The sequence below is a fragment of the Klebsiella sp. HMSC09D12 genome, assembly GCF_001808475.1.
GTDB lineage: Bacteria > Pseudomonadota > Gammaproteobacteria > Enterobacterales > Enterobacteriaceae > Klebsiella > Klebsiella oxytoca.
In genome coordinates, this window is the sequence record NZ_KV793411.1 from 9,171 (window position 1) to 23,414 (window position 14,244).

The 14,244-nt window shown below is 56.6% G+C and carries 15 protein-coding genes; 5 read left to right on the forward strand and 10 right to left on the reverse strand.

The annotated features are described in order from the left end of the window. Positions 1-40 precede the first annotated feature (40 nt). Complete coding sequence (locus HMPREF3178_RS04615) at positions 41-1,081, reverse strand: permease (RefSeq protein ID WP_017145359.1); 1,041 nt, start codon at positions 1,079-1,081, stop codon at positions 41-43. 69 nt (positions 1,082-1,150) lie between these two features. Then, positions 1,151-1,801, reverse strand: a complete 651-nt coding sequence (locus tag HMPREF3178_RS04620; protein ID WP_017145358.1) for an NAD(P)H-binding protein — start codon at positions 1,799-1,801, stop codon at positions 1,151-1,153. Between the two features lie 128 nt (positions 1,802-1,929). Here HMPREF3178_RS04620 and HMPREF3178_RS04625 point away from each other — a divergent pair, with 128 nt between their 5' ends. After that, complete coding sequence (locus tag HMPREF3178_RS04625) at positions 1,930-2,448, forward strand: type 1 glutamine amidotransferase domain-containing protein (RefSeq protein ID WP_017145357.1); 519 nt, start codon at positions 1,930-1,932, stop codon at positions 2,446-2,448. Here HMPREF3178_RS04625 and HMPREF3178_RS04630 read toward each other — a convergent pair. Further along, positions 2,428-2,871: a YhbP family protein gene (locus HMPREF3178_RS04630; RefSeq protein WP_017145356.1), complete on the reverse strand. Its 444-nt coding sequence runs from the start codon at positions 2,869-2,871 to the stop codon at positions 2,428-2,430. The genes HMPREF3178_RS04625 and HMPREF3178_RS04630 overlap by 21 nt on opposite strands. Before the next feature lie 55 nt (positions 2,872-2,926). On the opposite strand from HMPREF3178_RS04630, the gene HMPREF3178_RS04635 reads away from it, so the two are divergent. After that, entirely contained in the window at positions 2,927-3,211 is a 285-nt protein-coding gene (locus HMPREF3178_RS04635; RefSeq protein ID WP_004115802.1) for a GIY-YIG nuclease family protein, read from the forward strand. Here HMPREF3178_RS04635 and HMPREF3178_RS04640 read toward each other — a convergent pair. Together HMPREF3178_RS04640 and ubiT are read right to left on the reverse strand one after the other, a co-directional pair. Then, entirely contained in the window at positions 3,198-3,701 is a 504-nt protein-coding gene (locus tag HMPREF3178_RS04640; RefSeq protein ID WP_004115804.1) for a GNAT family N-acetyltransferase, read from the reverse strand. The two genes, HMPREF3178_RS04635 and HMPREF3178_RS04640, sit on opposite strands and share 14 nt — an antisense overlap. Further along, a complete protein-coding gene (gene ubiT / locus HMPREF3178_RS04645) occupies positions 3,695-4,219 on the reverse strand; it encodes a ubiquinone anaerobic biosynthesis accessory factor UbiT (RefSeq protein ID WP_017145355.1) in 525 nt (174 codons plus the stop codon). Before ubiT ends, HMPREF3178_RS04640 begins: the two co-directional genes overlap by 7 nt. A 221-nt stretch (positions 4,220-4,440) precedes the next feature. Between ubiT and ubiU the strand changes: the two genes are divergently transcribed. The 3 genes from ubiU (at position 4,441) to HMPREF3178_RS04660 (ending at position 7,474) form a co-directional block, all read left to right on the forward strand. Beyond that, entirely contained in the window at positions 4,441-5,436 is a 996-nt protein-coding gene (gene ubiU / locus HMPREF3178_RS04650) for a ubiquinone anaerobic biosynthesis protein UbiU (RefSeq protein ID WP_004106058.1), read from the forward strand. A gap of 8 nt (positions 5,437-5,444) precedes the next feature. Continuing rightward, complete coding sequence (locus HMPREF3178_RS04655) at positions 5,445-6,323, forward strand: U32 family peptidase (protein WP_004106060.1); 879 nt, start codon at positions 5,445-5,447, stop codon at positions 6,321-6,323. A 143-nt stretch (positions 6,324-6,466) separates the two neighbouring features. Beyond that, the gene (locus HMPREF3178_RS04660) at positions 6,467-7,474 is read left to right on the forward strand and encodes a luciferase-like monooxygenase (protein ID WP_017145354.1); all 1,008 of its coding nucleotides are present in this window, start codon (positions 6,467-6,469) and stop codon (positions 7,472-7,474) included. A 32-nt stretch (positions 7,475-7,506) separates the two neighbouring features. Here HMPREF3178_RS04660 and mtr read toward each other — a convergent pair whose 3' ends face one another. The 5 genes from mtr to pnp form a co-directional block, all read right to left on the reverse strand. After that, a complete protein-coding gene (gene mtr / locus HMPREF3178_RS04665; RefSeq protein WP_017145353.1) occupies positions 7,507-8,751 on the reverse strand; it encodes a tryptophan permease in 1,245 nt (414 codons plus the stop codon). A 144-nt stretch (positions 8,752-8,895) separates the two neighbouring features. After that, a complete protein-coding gene (locus HMPREF3178_RS04670; RefSeq protein WP_016809829.1) occupies positions 8,896-10,848 on the reverse strand; it encodes a DEAD/DEAH family ATP-dependent RNA helicase in 1,953 nt (650 codons plus the stop codon). Beyond that, positions 10,841-10,921, reverse strand: a complete 81-nt coding sequence (yrbN, locus tag HMPREF3178_RS30765) for a protein YrbN (RefSeq protein WP_085903200.1) — start codon at positions 10,919-10,921, stop codon at positions 10,841-10,843. Before yrbN ends, HMPREF3178_RS04670 begins: the two co-directional genes overlap by 8 nt. Positions 10,922-11,021: 100 nt before the next feature. Continuing rightward, positions 11,022-11,906 (reverse strand): lipoprotein NlpI, encoded by an 885-nt coding sequence (gene nlpI, locus HMPREF3178_RS04675; RefSeq protein ID WP_004106088.1) that lies wholly within the window; start codon positions 11,904-11,906, stop codon positions 11,022-11,024. Positions 11,907-12,013: 107 nt separating this feature from the next. Continuing rightward, a complete protein-coding gene (gene pnp / locus HMPREF3178_RS04680) occupies positions 12,014-14,152 on the reverse strand; it encodes a polyribonucleotide nucleotidyltransferase (RefSeq protein ID WP_004106089.1) in 2,139 nt (712 codons plus the stop codon). Positions 14,153-14,244: the final 92 nt, after the last annotated feature.

The window sequence follows — 14,244 nt, forward strand, 5'->3', positions numbered from 1 at the left end:
TAGCCCGGACAGGCGCACAGCGCCGCCTCCGGGAAGGTCATCAGATTAAAGCCAGCCCGCCAACCACCGCGCCGCACAGCGCCACCATCACGCCGGTGAGCCACAGCGCCTTCGCCGGAAACGCTTTCCGCAGCATAATCAGTGACGGTACGCTGACAGCAGGCAGCGTAATCAGCAGCGCCAGCGCGGGCGCCACGCCCATACCTGCCAGCATCATCGTCTGCACTATCGGAATCTCCGCCGCTGTCGGAATAACAAACAGGCAGCCGGCAATCGCCATAGCAATCACCCAGAACAGCGTGTTATCCACCACCCCATCGGCATGAGGGAATAACCACACCCGCGCGGCTCCCAGCACCAGCACCGCCAGAATATAAACCGGGATAGTGTTCCAGAACAGCGTCCAGAGAGCGCGCAGCCAGCGGCTAAAGAAACCGTCCTGCACGGTTGCAACCGGCTGTTCAGGCACCGAAACCGGCTGCGTCGCCGCCTCTTTTACCCATTTCTGCACCAGCGTTGCGACCACCAGCACCGTCGCCAGACCAGCCAGCAGGCGCACCAGCGCAAACTGCCAGCCCAGCACAAAACCCATAAACACCAGCGTCGCCGGATTGAGCAGCGGATTGCCCAGCCAGAACGCCAGCGCGCCGCCCATCGAGGCCTGCTGTTTACGCATTCCTGCCGCCACCGGCGCGGCGCAGCAGGTGCACATCATGCCCGGCAGAGAGAATACGGTTCCCAGCAGCGTACCGCGAAAACGCGCCTGCCCCAGCGTGCGTAGCAGCCAGTCACGCGGGATCAGCACCTGAATCAGCGAACCCAGCAGCACGCCCAGGACCGCCGCTTTCCATACGGCCAGGAAATAGACCAGGGCGTAATCCCAGGCCGCAGCGAAAGGGTTAGCGTTACTGTTAGCAAGGATAGATTTGCCGATACTGTGCGTCTCTGCGGCGGTGAAGGCTTTGCCATAGTAGGGTTGCCATTTAACGAACCACAGACCAACGATAACGACGAGAAAAAAGAGCGCGGGCTTCCACCATTGAAACGGTGATGCCGCCTGAGATGAAGACTGACCAGCCATAGCATTCCCCGGGGAGTGTCATGATAAATTGAGGACATGAATACTACGCCTCCGGGGAAATTTTGGAAATCAGTAATCCCCCGAGCGTGCCGCCCTTTCGCGCAGCTGCGACGAAGAGAGAATTTGTACGCCCTCCTGCGTGGGCGATAGCGCCTCCGCGAGTAGCGCGCTCGCCACGTCCCGCGCCTCTATTGACTTCAGATTTCCCGGCAGCAGATTGAAAAGCGGCGCAAAGAGCGTTTCGCCGGCGCGTTTTTTTTCGCGCTCGCCTATCAGCATTGACGGGCGGGCAATGGTCAGGCGCGGCCACTGCTGCGCAATCAGCGCCTCTTCCATCTCACCCTTTACACGATTATAGAAAAAGGGCGAATGCGCATTGGCCCCCATCGCGCTGACGACCAGCATATGCTGCGCGCCCAGCTTTTTTCCCACCAGCGCGGTATCAATGACCAGCGTATAATCGGCATGCACAAACGCCTCTTTGCTACCCGCTTCCCGGCGGGTAGTCCCCAGACAGCAGAAAACGATATCTATCGGATCGACAACCTGCGCCAGGGCGTCCGTTAGCTGCGGATCGTGGGGGTTAAAGACGCCGGAGATATCGGCCAGCGGCCGACGCGTCGGGGCGGCAACGGACTTAACGCCCGGCGCGTTGAGTAGCATTCGAAGTAAGTGACCGCCAACTAACCCGGTTGCCCCCGTTATCAGTACCTGACTCATCGAAACTCCTTTGCAGATTTTTCTATGTTGCGATCCCAGCCTCATGTTCCAGACTTAATACTCTACGAGGTAATTATCCATCATCATCAGGGAAATGCCTCATTCCACACCAAAACACTGGAGGAAGAATGAGTAAGAAGATAGCCGTTTTAATTACCGACGACTTTGAAGACTCGGAGTTCACCTCACCCGCGGACGCCTATCGTCTGGCCGGTCATGAGGTCGTGACGATTGAAAAACAGGCGGGGAAGAAGGTAAAAGGGAAAAAAGGGGAAGCTGAAGCCGTTATCGATAAAGCCATTGATGACGTCACCCCTGCCGACTTCGACGCTCTGCTGCTACCGGGCGGTTATTCACCGGACGCGCTGCGCGGAGACGAACGCTTTGTCACCTTCACCCGCGATTTTGTGAACAGCGGCAAACCGGTATTCGCCATCTGTCACGGTCCGCAGCTGTTGATTAGCGCCGATGTGATTCGCGGGCGTAAGTTGACGGCCGTGAAGCCTATCATCGTCGACGTGAAAAACGCCGGTGGCGAATTCTACGATCAGGAAGTGGTTATCGACAACGAGCAGCTGGTGACCAGCAGAACCCCGGACGACCTGCCGGCGTTTAATCGAGAAGCTTTACGTCTGCTCGGTGTCTGATTCACGCAGCCAGTGCAGCTTTTTACCAAAGCCCAGCGTGTTATCGGTGAACTTAAGCTCATCGGGGAGAATCTCCCAGACGGGCGCCGATAGCATGCGGGCAACCGGAAAACGGCTGACGTAACGCTTACGCATCGCCGCCTCTTCCTCCCCGGACAGGCGGCGAATTTGGCCTTTAAACTGGACTCCGCGGATCAAGGCGACGGTCTTCGGCTGGCCGTTTACCGTTCCGGCCACCCTGGCGCCTTTCCCGGTCATCTGGCCGTGGCGCGTTTTTTCATCGCTAAGCAAATAAAAGGCGACCTTTTCCGGGTCATAAACGTAAAAGGCATTGGCGCACCACAGCTCGTCATCGCGGGCGACGCACCAGGTCACGACATGCTGCTTTCCCAGCCAACGGCTGATAGCGGCGAGCGTATCCATCTTTACTCTCCAGTATGTTATGGTGCTCACACCTTAACATAGCGACCTCTGTACCGTGTGCTGGTTTCTCTATCTGATTCGTACCGCCGATAATCGCCTTTATACCGGGATTACTACCGATGTCTCACGCCGCTTTTGCCAGCACCAGGACGGCAAAGGCGCGAAAGCGCTGCGTGGGAAGGGAGAGCTTCAGCTGGCCTTCAGCCAGGAAGTTGGTGAACACTCACTAGCATTACGACTGGAGTATCGTATCAAGCAGCTAACGAAGCGCCAGAAAGAGCGCCTCGTTGCCGGAGACGGTTCGTTTGAGGCGCTGCTGGAAAGCCTCAGAAGCGGTTAAAGTGGTCGCTGTATTCGACCAGCCCGCTGACGCCATCAAGGGCGTTATCGGCCAGGCGGTGAACCTGGAAAGCATCCGCGCTATCCGGCCAACGGCAGTGCAGATTAAAACGCGCTGCGGGTTCAAAGCCCAGACGACCATAAAGCGCCGGATCGCCAAGGGTGACAACAGCGGCATAGCCAAACTCGTTCAGTGAATCGAGCCCTTCATAGACCAGCTGACGACCGATGCCCTGACCGCGGTAGCTTTCATCGACCGCCAGCGGAGCCAGTCCAACCCACTGCAGCTCTTCGCCTTCAACGGCAACCGGGCTAAAGGCCGCATAGCCCACGACCTGACCTTCGTCATCCGTCGCCACCACGCCCAGCGTGATCAGGCCATCTTCACGTAGGCTGTGCACCAGCTGCGCTTCCGCATCGCTGCCGAAGGTACGACGCAATAGCGCGTCGATTCCCGGTGCATCAATCCCAATTTCTACTCGAATCAGCATGCCTCACCTACCGATGTCTGTTCAGGTTTCTGCGGGCCTTTCAGGCCTGCTTCAACAAAGTCCGCCAGCTGCAGCAGCATAATACGCAGCGCCTTGGGCATCTGCTCCAGCTCAATGGCATCCATCAGGTTTTTTACATAAAGACCCAGCTCGGTATCGCCTTCGATAACCAGGCGACGCTGGAAGAACAACGTATCCGGATCCTGCTTGCGCGCCGCAATCATCAGCAGGTCGCTGGCGTCGGCGCTAAAGCTGACGTCCGCTTCAGCCTCCGGGCTGACCACCAGACGGCCGTTAATCACCGAGGTATACCACAGCAGGCCGATATCACGCACATGAATACTTAACCAGCGCCCCTCGAGAAAATCCAGTTCCCCATCCGCCAGCGCCTGGCGAAACTGCCAGCTTAATACTTGTTCCAGCACCTGGCGCTTGAGGGCAAAAGGCGCCAGCTTAACCGGCACGCTTATTAACGACGGGCCAAAGTGAACCAGTTGGGAACGCAGTTTATCCAACACAAGCTTTACTCCATGAATGCAATAGTTCCTCTATTGTGCCATATCAAATAAACGACATAGCGGCGTAAATCAACAAAATCACAATGTCGGGCCGCTGGTATTGATCCCGCCAATACGCTTTTAACTGCCTCAAATCAAAAATTGTCACCAGAAGGTTAACTAAAATCCCAGCTCATTAACCATCCAGCGTCCCTGACGGGCCGCGTTTTTCAGGAAAAATTATGGAGCTGCTCTGCCCAGCCGGTAACCTTCCGGCGCTTAAGGCGGCCATCGAAAACGGCGCCGATGCCGTCTATATCGGGCTGAAAGATGACACCAACGCCCGCCACTTTGCCGGCCTTAATTTCACCGAAAAGAAACTGCAGGAAGCCGTCAGCTTTGTGCACCAGCATCGTCGTAAACTGCATATTGCCATCAATACCTTCGCGCATCCTGATGGCTATGCCCGCTGGCAGCGCGCGGTAGATATGGCGGCCCAGCTGGGCGCCGACGCGCTGATCCTCGCCGATATCGCAATGCTGGAGTATGCCGCCGAGCGCTACCCGCACATCGAGCGTCACGTTTCCGTTCAGGCCTCGGCCACTAACGAAGAAGCGGTAAAATTTTATCATCGCAACTTTGACGTCGCCCGCGTGGTGCTGCCGCGCGTACTGTCGATTCACCAGGTCAAACAGCTGGCCCGCGCCACGCCGGTGCCGCTGGAGGTCTTCGCCTTCGGCAGCCTGTGCATTATGGCGGAAGGCCGCTGCTATCTTTCCTCTTATCTGACCGGCGAATCACCGAATACCGTCGGCGCCTGTTCGCCGGCACGCTTCGTGCGCTGGCAGCAAACGCCGCAGGGACTGGAATCACGCCTTAACGAAGTGCTGATCGACCGCTATCGAGATGGTGAAAATGCCGGCTATCCCACCCTCTGTAAAGGGCGGTATCTGGTCGACGGCGAGCGCTACCACGCACTGGAAGAGCCCACCAGCCTGAACACCCTGGAGCTGCTGCCGGAGCTGATGGCGGCAAATATTGCCTCGGTCAAAATCGAGGGCCGCCAGCGCAGTCCGGCGTACGTCACCCAGGTGGCGAAAGTCTGGCGTCAGGCGATCGATCGCTGCAAAGCCGATCCGCAAAACTTCGTGCCGCAGTCCGCGTGGATGGAGACCCTCGGTTCGATGTCCGAAGGGACGCAAACCACCCTTGGCGCCTATCACCGTAAATGGCAGTGAGAACAGCAATGAAATATTCATTAGGGCCGGTGCTTTATTACTGGCCAAAAGAGACGCTGGAAGATTTTTACCAGCAGGCAGCCAGCTGCAGCGCGGACACGATTTATCTCGGCGAAGCGGTATGCAGCAAACGCCGCGCCACCAAAGTCGGCGACTGGATCGAGATGGCGAAAGCGCTGGCGGGAAGCGGCAAACAGGTAGTGCTTTCCACCCTCGCGCTGGTGCAGGCGTCCTCGGAACTGGGCGAACTGAAGCGCTATGTCGATAACGGCGAATTTCTGATTGAAGCCAGCGATCTCGGCGTCGTTAACCTGTGCGCGGAACGTAAACTGCCGTTCGTCGCTGGCCATGCGCTCAACTGCTACAACGCCGTCACCCTGCGTCTGCTGCTTAAGCAAGGTATGGTGCGCTGGTGTATGCCGGTCGAGCTTTCCCGCGACTGGCTGGCGAACTTGCTGACCCAGTGCGACGAACTGGGCATTCGCAACCAGTTTGAGGTAGAGGTGCTGAGCTACGGCCATCTGCCGCTGGCCTACTCCGCCCGTTGCTTTACCGCCCGTTCGGAAGACCGACCCAAAGACGAGTGCGAAACCTGCTGCATTAAATATCCTAACGGGCGCGACGTGCTCTCACAGGAGAACCAGCAGGTATTCGTCCTCAACGGCATTCAGACCATGAGCGGCTACGTCTATAACCTCGGGAATGAGCTGAGCACCATGCACGGGCTGGTGGATATGGTCCGCCTGTCGCCGCTGGGCATCGAGACCTTTGCGATGCTGGACGCCTTCCGGGCAAATGAGAACGGCGCAGCGCCGCTACCGCTGACGGCGAACAGCGACTGCAACGGCTACTGGCGGCGGCTGGCCGGACTGGAACTGCAGAGCTGATTAACCGCTCACTTTGTTAATGGCTATCGCTGCTTTTTAATGCACTATTAAAGATGCAGCTTTTCTGGCAGGCGTATCGCGGATGCGCCAGGCTGGAAGAAGACCTTCAATCTGATGACTATGCTGTAGCAAAGTGAGCCTTTATGACTGACAAATCTGTTTCATTCTCGGTGCTCGACCTGGCGCCAATCCCGCAAGGATCTTCCGCAAAGGAAGCTTTCTCCCACTCTTTAGATCTGGCGCAGCTGGCGGAAAAACGCGGTTATCATCGCTACTGGCTGGCCGAGCACCATAATATGGTCGGTATTGCCAGCGCCGCGACCTCGGTGCTGATTGGCTATCTTGCCGCCCATACCACCACTCTGCATCTGGGCTCCGGCGGCGTGATGCTACCGAACCATTCGCCGCTGGTGATTGCCGAGCAGTTCGGCACGCTCAATACGCTCTACCCCGGTCGTATCGATCTCGGCCTTGGGCGCGCGCCGGGTAGCGACCAGCCGACCATGCGCGCGCTGCGTCGCCATATGAGCGGCGAAGTTGATAACTTCCCGCGCGATGTCGCGGAGCTGGTGGACTGGTTCGACGCCCGCGATCCTAATCCGCACGTACGGCCGGTTCCCGGCTATGGCGAGAAGATACCTGTCTGGCTGCTCGGCTCAAGCCTGTACAGCGCCCAGCTGGCGGCGCAGCTGGGGCTGCCGTTCGCCTTTGCCTCGCACTTCGCGCCGGATATGCTCTTCCAGGCCCTGCACCTCTACCGCACCCACTTCCAGCCGTCAGAACGGTTAGCGAAGCCGTACGCGATGGTATGCATTAACATTATTGCCGCCGATAGCGACAGAGATGCGGAATTTCTGTTTACGTCCATGCAGCAGGCGTTCGTCAAACTGCGCCGCGGCGAGACCGGACAGCTGCCGCCGCCGGTGCAAAATATGCATCAGCTGTGGTCCGCTTCAGAGCAGTACGGCGTTCAGCAGGCGCTGAGCATGTCGCTGGTCGGCGATAAAGCGAAAATCCGCCACGGGCTGGCATCGATCCTACGGGAGACCCAGGCTGATGAGATCATGGTTAACGGCCAAATCTTCGATCATCAGGCGCGCCTGCATTCATTTGATTTGGCGATGCAGGTGAAAGAAGAGCTGATCGGGTAGTGAGCAATGCGGCATTTTTGCCGCATTTTCAATTATTGATAGGTGGGTAATACGTTAAAGCTTGAGAGGAAATGCACGATAACGTTACCCAGCCCAAACAGCAGCACCAAAGCGATCATCGGCTTTCCACCCCAAACGCGAAACAATGGGCTGCCAAAACGTTTACGCGATGCGCGAGCCAGCAGCGCCGGTACAATTGCCGCCCAGATCGTCGCGGCCAGACCTGCATAGCCGATCGCATAGAGGAATCCGTTCGGCCACAGCAAGCCTCCCGCCATCGGCGGAACGAAGGTCAGTACCGCTGTTTTAAAACGTCCCAGCGCGGAGTCATCGAAGCCGAACAGATCCGCCAGATAATCAAACAGCCCCAGCGTTACGCCAAGGAATGAACTGGCAACGGCAAAGTTCGAAAAGATGACTAACAGCAGATCCAGGCTCCGGCTGTTCAGCACTCCGCTAAGCGCCTGGACCAGGACATCTATATTGCCCCCCTTCTGCGCGATGCCGATAAATTCAGGGCGCGGGATATTGCCCATCGTCACCAGCAGCCACACCACGTACAGACCCAGCGCCAGCAGCGTACCGTAAACCAGGCATTTCACGATTGTGCGCGGATCTTTGCCGTAGTACTTCATCAGGCTCGGCACGTTGCCATGATAGCCGAAAGATGCGAGACAGAACGGCAGCGTCATCAGCAGATAGGGCATATACGAGGCATTTTGTTCAGCCACGTTAAACAGCGTGGTCGGCTGGACGTGCCCCAACAGGCTGCCAAAGGTCAGAAAGAAGGTAATGACCTTAGCTCCCAGCACAATGGCCGTCATGCGGCTCACCGCTTTGGTGCTCAACCAGACGATAAACGCCACCAGTAGCGCAAAACCAAAACCGGCCGCCCTTGCCGGTACGTTCAGCGACATTTCGCTAAACGTATGGTGCAGGATCGAGCCGCTGGCGGAGATATAGGCGTAAGTCAGAATATAAAGTACAAAGGCGATCGACACGCCGTTAACCAGATTCCAGCCTTTACCGAGCAGATCTTTAGTAATGGTATCGAAGCTCGAACCAATCCGATAATTCAGGTTCGCTTCGAGGATCATCAACCCGGAATGCAGCATACAAAACCAGGTAAAAACCAGCGCCGCCAGAGACCAGAAGAACCATGCGCCGGACATTACAACCGGCAGCGAAAACATGCCCGCGCCAATAATTGTCCCGCCGATAATCACTACGCCGCCAAATAAGGACGGTCGGGTTGCCGTAGTGGTAAGTGTCGCCATTTGCCGAAATCTCCAGTCGAAAATACTTTTCTTGTTATCAACGTGACGCACTGTACCAGTACACGAGTACAAAGGAAATAAAAAAAGCCCCAATCGTTAAGATCGGGGCTGTATCGTTTACTTTACGTTAGCGGAAAGCGCTAATTATGCATCGCCACCGAAACGACGACGACCTGCGGAGTCGTCACGACGCGGCGCTGAAGCATCATCGCGGCGCGGCGCGCGGCCACCTTCGCGACGTTCACCGCTGAAACGACGACCTTCACCACGGCCGCCTTCGCGACGCTCACCGCCGAAACCACGACCTTCACGACGTTCACCGCCGCCGAAGCTACGGCCGCCTTCACGACGCTCACCGCCGCCACGACGTTCGCCGCTGCGCTCAGGGCGCGGCTGAGCATCGCCCAGCAACTGCATGTTCATCGGCTTGTTCAGGATGCGGGTACGCGTAAAGTGCTGCAGCACTTCGCCCGGCATGCCTTTCGGCAGTTCGATGGTGGAGTGAGAACCAAACAGCTTGATGTTACCGATGTAACGGCTGCTGATATCGCCTTCGTTCGCGATGGCGCCAACGATATGACGAACTTCAACGCCGTCATCACGGCCCACTTCAATGCGGTACAGTTCCATATCGCCAACGTCACGACGCTCACGCTTCGGACGATCTTCGCCACCGCGATCGCCGCGCGGGCCACGATCGTTACGGTCGCCACGACGTTCGAAACGATCGTCACGGTCGCGGAACTCGCGCTTAGGACGCATAGGCGCATCCGGCGGCAGGATCAGCGGACGTTCGCCCTGCGCCATTTTCAGCAGCGCTGCGGCCAGCGTTTCCACGTCCAGCTCTTCGCCTTCGGCAGACGGCTGGATTTTCGCCAGCAGCGCGCGGTACTGATCCAGATCGCTGCTTTCCAGCTGCTGCTGAACTTTCGCGGCAAATTTTTCCAGGCGACGTTTGCCCAGCAGCTCTGCGTTCGGCAGTTCAACTTCCGGAATGGTCAGCTTCATCGTACGTTCGATATTGCGCAGCAGACGACGCTCGCGGTTCTCAACGAACAGCAGCGCGCGGCCAGCGCGACCCGCACGACCGGTACGGCCGATACGGTGAACGTAAGACTCGGAATCCATCGGGATATCGTAGTTAACCACCAGGCTAATACGCTCAACGTCCAGGCCACGAGCCGCAACGTCGGTTGCAATCAGGATATCCAGACGACCGTCTTTCAGACGCTCCAGAGTCTGCTCACGCAGGGACTGGTTCATGTCGCCGTTCAGCGCAGCGCTGCTATAGCCGCTACGCTCCAGCGCTTCGGCCACTTCCAGGGTCGCATTTTTGGTACGAACGAAGATAATCGCCGCATCAAAATCTTCCGCTTCCAGGAAACGCACCAGCGCTTCGTTTTTACGCATACCGTAAGCAGTCCAGTAGCTCTGGCTGATGTCCGGGCGAGTCGTGACGCTGGACTGGATGCGCACTTCCTGCGGCTCTTTCATAAAGCGGCGGGTAATACGACGAATCGCTTCCGGCATGGTGGCAGAGAACAGAGCGGTCTGATGACCCTCCGGGATCTGCGCCATAATGGTTTCTACGTCTTCGATGAAGCCCATGCGCAGCATTTCGTCAGCTTCATCCAGTACCAGACCGCTCAATTTAGAGAGATCCAGCGTACCGCGTTTCAGGTGGTCCAGCAGACGACCCGGGGTACCGACAACGATTTGCGGCCCCTGACGCAGTGCGCGCAGCTGCACGTCATAACGCTGGCCGCCGTACAGGGCAACCACGTTTACGCCGCGCATATGTTTAGAGAACTCCGTCATTGCTTCAGCAACCTGTACCGCCAGTTCGCGGGTCGGCGCCAGCACCAGAATCTGCGGTGCTCTCAGCTCAGGATCAATGTTGTTCAGCAGCGGTAAAGAGAACGCTGCGGTTTTACCGCTACCCGTCTGGGCCATACCCAGAACGTCGCGGCCGCCCAGCAGATGCGGAATGCACTCAGCCTGGATCGGAGATGGTTTTTCGTAACCCAGATCGTTAAGCGCTTCAAGGATGGGAGCCTTCAGGCCCAGATCTGCAAATGTGGTTTCGAATTCAGCCATGTAGTACGTGTGCCTCAAAATTAATGGCGGCCAGTCTACATAACTCATCGTGAAAATTTACGGTAATTTTCATTGAAAAGTGTGAACCGGCTCAAAGTAGGTGTATTAACGAACAACAACGCCCTCACCCGCTAAGGTGATGGCAATCAAAAAAGGGCTGATGTGTTCGTCAGCTATTGCTGGTCCGATTCTGCCAGGTCATCTTGCTCCTGGCCCAAGAGCGATAATTCCAACAATGCGTATCGGTGCTCAACGTAGTTATGAACGTTGTTTGCGACCGCCAGTTTGAACAGTGCCGTAGCGCTGTCCTTGTCCCCCAGACTTAGGTAGTACTTACCTAAATAGAAGTTGGTTTCACTGAGATGCTCAGCGAGCGAGGTGTTATCCGTTGCGTCTGCCTTCAGACGGTCCATTAGCTCTTTTTCGCTAATGTCGCCAAGGTAGAACCCGACAATGTTCCATCCCCATTGTTCTTTGTCCGACTTGTTTAAGCGCTGTCTCAGTGCTTCAAGCGCCCGCTTCTCATCGAGCTGACGCTCGGCGAGATAAAGCCACAGGCTTCGGAAAGGATCATTGGGATCGTCTTGATAAAACGCCAGCAGATCATCTTGCGCTAACTTAGCACGACCGCCGTAATACAGAGCGATGCCGCGATTTAAGTGCGCGTAGTTGTAAGTTGGATCAAGCTCAAGTACAGAATCAAACGCTTCATAGGCAGCATCAAAATTGCCTGCCTGCGTTAAATAAATGCCTAAGTAATTGAATACTTCAGGCATATCCGGTCGGATTGCCAGCGCTTGTGAAAAATCATTTCGCGCTAATGCCCTCAGACCGAGACTATCATACAACACTCCGCGCTCATATAAAAGCTGTGCGCGTTCGTCATCGGTTAAAGCCCGACTGGCAAGAATTTGTTCCATGCGCGCCAGAATCACTTCCTGCTGCAAAGTCGGTTGCAATGGCACCGCGAGGACTGCGTCCTTACGCCAGGCAGAGTTGCTGCATCCTGCCAGCGTGAGAGCTGTCGCCACGAAACACCAGCGCAAAAAAGGCTTCATTTCCCACTCCCGAAGACAACGATTGGATGAACGTCCAGTTCCCCGGCTGCAAACAGGGCTTCCTGCCCGCAATGCGCCCTCCGCAATGCGGAGGGCAAACGGCAACCTTACTCGCCCTGCTGTTCGGCAGCCGGAGCTTCCGGCGCAGCCGCAGGCTGAGTTTGTTCAGTTGCTTCTTTGATGCTCAGACGGACACGGCCCTGACGGTCAACTTCCAGAACCTTAACCGGCACTTCCTGACCCATCTGCAGATAGTCGGTCACTTTCTCAACGCGCTTGTCGGCGATCTGAGAGATGTGAACCAGACCCTCTTTACCGCCGCCAATGGCAACGAATGCGCCAAAGTCAACGATGCGGGTCACTTTACCGTTATAGATACGGCCAACTTCGATCTCAGCGGTGATCTCTTCGATACGACGAATCGCGTGCTGCGCTTTGTCGCCATCGGTTGCTGCGATTTTGACGGTACCGTCATCTTCGATTTCGATAGTGGTGCCGGTTTCTTCGGTAAGCGCGCGAATAACGGAGCCGCCTTTACCGATAACGTCTTTAATTTTGTCCGGGCTGATCTTGATCGTGTGAATACGCGGTGCGAACTCAGAGATATCGCCGCGCGGCGCGTTAATCGCCTGTTCCATCACGCCCAGGATGTGCAGACGCGCACCCTTAGCCTGGTTCAGAGCAACCTGCATGATCTCTTTGGTGATACCTTCAATTTTGATATCCATCTGCAGAGCAGAGATACCTTCACGGGAACCCGCAACTTTGAAGTCCATATCGCCCAGGTGATCTTCATCGCCCAGAATGTCAGACAGTACGACGAAGTTGTCGCCTTCTTTCACCAGACCCATTGCGATACCCGCAACGGCGGCTTTCACCGGCACACCTGCGTCCATCAGCGCCAGAGAAGCGCCACAAACGGAAGCCATGGAGGAGGAACCGTTCGATTCGGTGATTTCAGAAACCACGCGTACGGTGTACGGGAACTCTTCGATAGTCGGCATCACGGCCAGTACGCCGCGCTTAGCCAGACGACCGTGACCGATTTCACGACGCTTCGGAGAGCCGACCATTCCCGTTTCGCCTACGGAGTACGGAGGGAAGTTATAGTGGAACAGGAAGGAGTCGGTACGCTCGCCCATCAGCTCATCGATGTTCTGCGCGTCACGTGCGGTGCCCAGGGTCGCGGTAACCAGCGCCTGAGTTTCACCACGGGTAAACAGTGCTGAACCGTGGGTACGCGGCAGAACGCCGGTACGAACGTCCAGACCACGAATCATATCTTTTTCACGACCATCGATACGCGGCTCACCGGCCAGTACGCGGCTACGCACCACGTTTTTCTCGATTGCGTGCAGGATTTCGCCCAGTTCGTTAGCGTCCAGGGTTTCATCTTCCGCAACCAGGGTCGCGATAGTTTCGGATTTGATCACGTCAACCTGAGCATAACGCTCCTGTTTGTCGGTGATACGGTACGCATCGCTCAGGCGAGATTCAGCCAGCGCAGCGACGCGCGCGTTCAGCGCGGCATCAACCACTTCCGGCTGCCAGTCCCAACGCGGTTTACCGGCTTCTTTCACCAGGTCGTTGATGTTCTGAATAACAACCTGCTGCTGGTCGTGACCAAACACGACCGCGCCCAGCATCTGGTCTTCGCTCAGCAGTTCAGCTTCGGATTCAACCATCAGTACTGCGGCTTCGGTACCCGCAACAACCAGATCCAGTTTGCTGGACTTCAGCTCTTCCTGGGTCGGGTTCAGCACGTACTGGTCATTAATATAACCCACGCGCGCGGCGCCAATTGGGCCGTTAAACGGAATACCGGACAGAGACAGCGCAGCGGAAGCGCCGATCATCGCGACGATATCCGGGTTAACCTGTGGGTTAACAGAAACGACGGTCGCAATAACCTGAACTTCGTTAACGAAGCCTTCCGGGAACAGCGGGCGAACCGGGCGGTCAATCAGACGCGCAATCAGGGTTTCGCCTTCGCTCGGACGGCCTTCACGACGGAAGAAACCACCCGGGATTTTACCAGCAGCGTAAGTACGCTCCTGATAGTTAACGGTCAGCGGGAAGAAATCCTGGCCTGGCTTCGCTTTTTTCTGGCCGACTACGGTAACGAATACCGCGGTGTCATCCATGCTAACCATAACGGCGGCAGTTGCCTGGCGCGCCATCATGCCGGTCTCCAGCGTTACGGTATGTTGGCCGTACTGGAATTTACGAACGATCGGATTAAGCAAAATTCTATCCTTTTATCTATAGATGATGTCAAATCCACGATAAGACATCGTATGACCCGATCTTCTGCATCCTCGCGACTAATGACAACCTT

Bases quoted from the DNA above. Each gene is read 5' to 3' on its own strand.
- HMPREF3178_RS04655 (WP_004106060.1), top strand. From the start codon at position 5,445: ATGAAATATTCATTAGGGCCGGTGCTTTATTACTGGCCAAAAGAGACG.
- HMPREF3178_RS04670 (WP_016809829.1), bottom strand. From the start codon at position 10,848: ATGGCTGAATTCGAAACCACATTTGCAGATCTGGGCCTGAAGGCTCCC.
- HMPREF3178_RS04620 (WP_017145358.1), bottom strand. From the start codon at position 1,801: ATGAGTCAGGTACTGATAACGGGGGCAACCGGGTTAGTTGGCGGTCAC.
- mtr (WP_017145353.1), bottom strand. From the start codon at position 8,751: ATGGCGACACTTACCACTACGGCAACCCGACCGTCCTTATTTGGCGGC.
- HMPREF3178_RS04615 (WP_017145359.1), bottom strand. From the start codon at position 1,081: ATGGCTGGTCAGTCTTCATCTCAGGCGGCATCACCGTTTCAATGGTGG.
- HMPREF3178_RS04625 (WP_017145357.1), top strand. From the start codon at position 1,930: ATGAGTAAGAAGATAGCCGTTTTAATTACCGACGACTTTGAAGACTCG.
- HMPREF3178_RS04660 (WP_017145354.1), top strand. From the start codon at position 6,467: ATGACTGACAAATCTGTTTCATTCTCGGTGCTCGACCTGGCGCCAATC.
- yrbN (WP_085903200.1), bottom strand. From the start codon at position 10,921: ATGAAAATTACCGTAAATTTTCACGATGAGTTATGTAGACTGGCCGCC.
- ubiU (WP_004106058.1), top strand. From the start codon at position 4,441: ATGGAGCTGCTCTGCCCAGCCGGTAACCTTCCGGCGCTTAAGGCGGCC.
- nlpI (WP_004106088.1), bottom strand. From the start codon at position 11,906: ATGAAGCCTTTTTTGCGCTGGTGTTTCGTGGCGACAGCTCTCACGCTG.
- HMPREF3178_RS04630 (WP_017145356.1), bottom strand. From the start codon at position 2,871: ATGGATACGCTCGCCGCTATCAGCCGTTGGCTGGGAAAGCAGCATGTC.
- HMPREF3178_RS04640 (WP_004115804.1), bottom strand. From the start codon at position 3,701: ATGCTGATTCGAGTAGAAATTGGGATTGATGCACCGGGAATCGACGCG.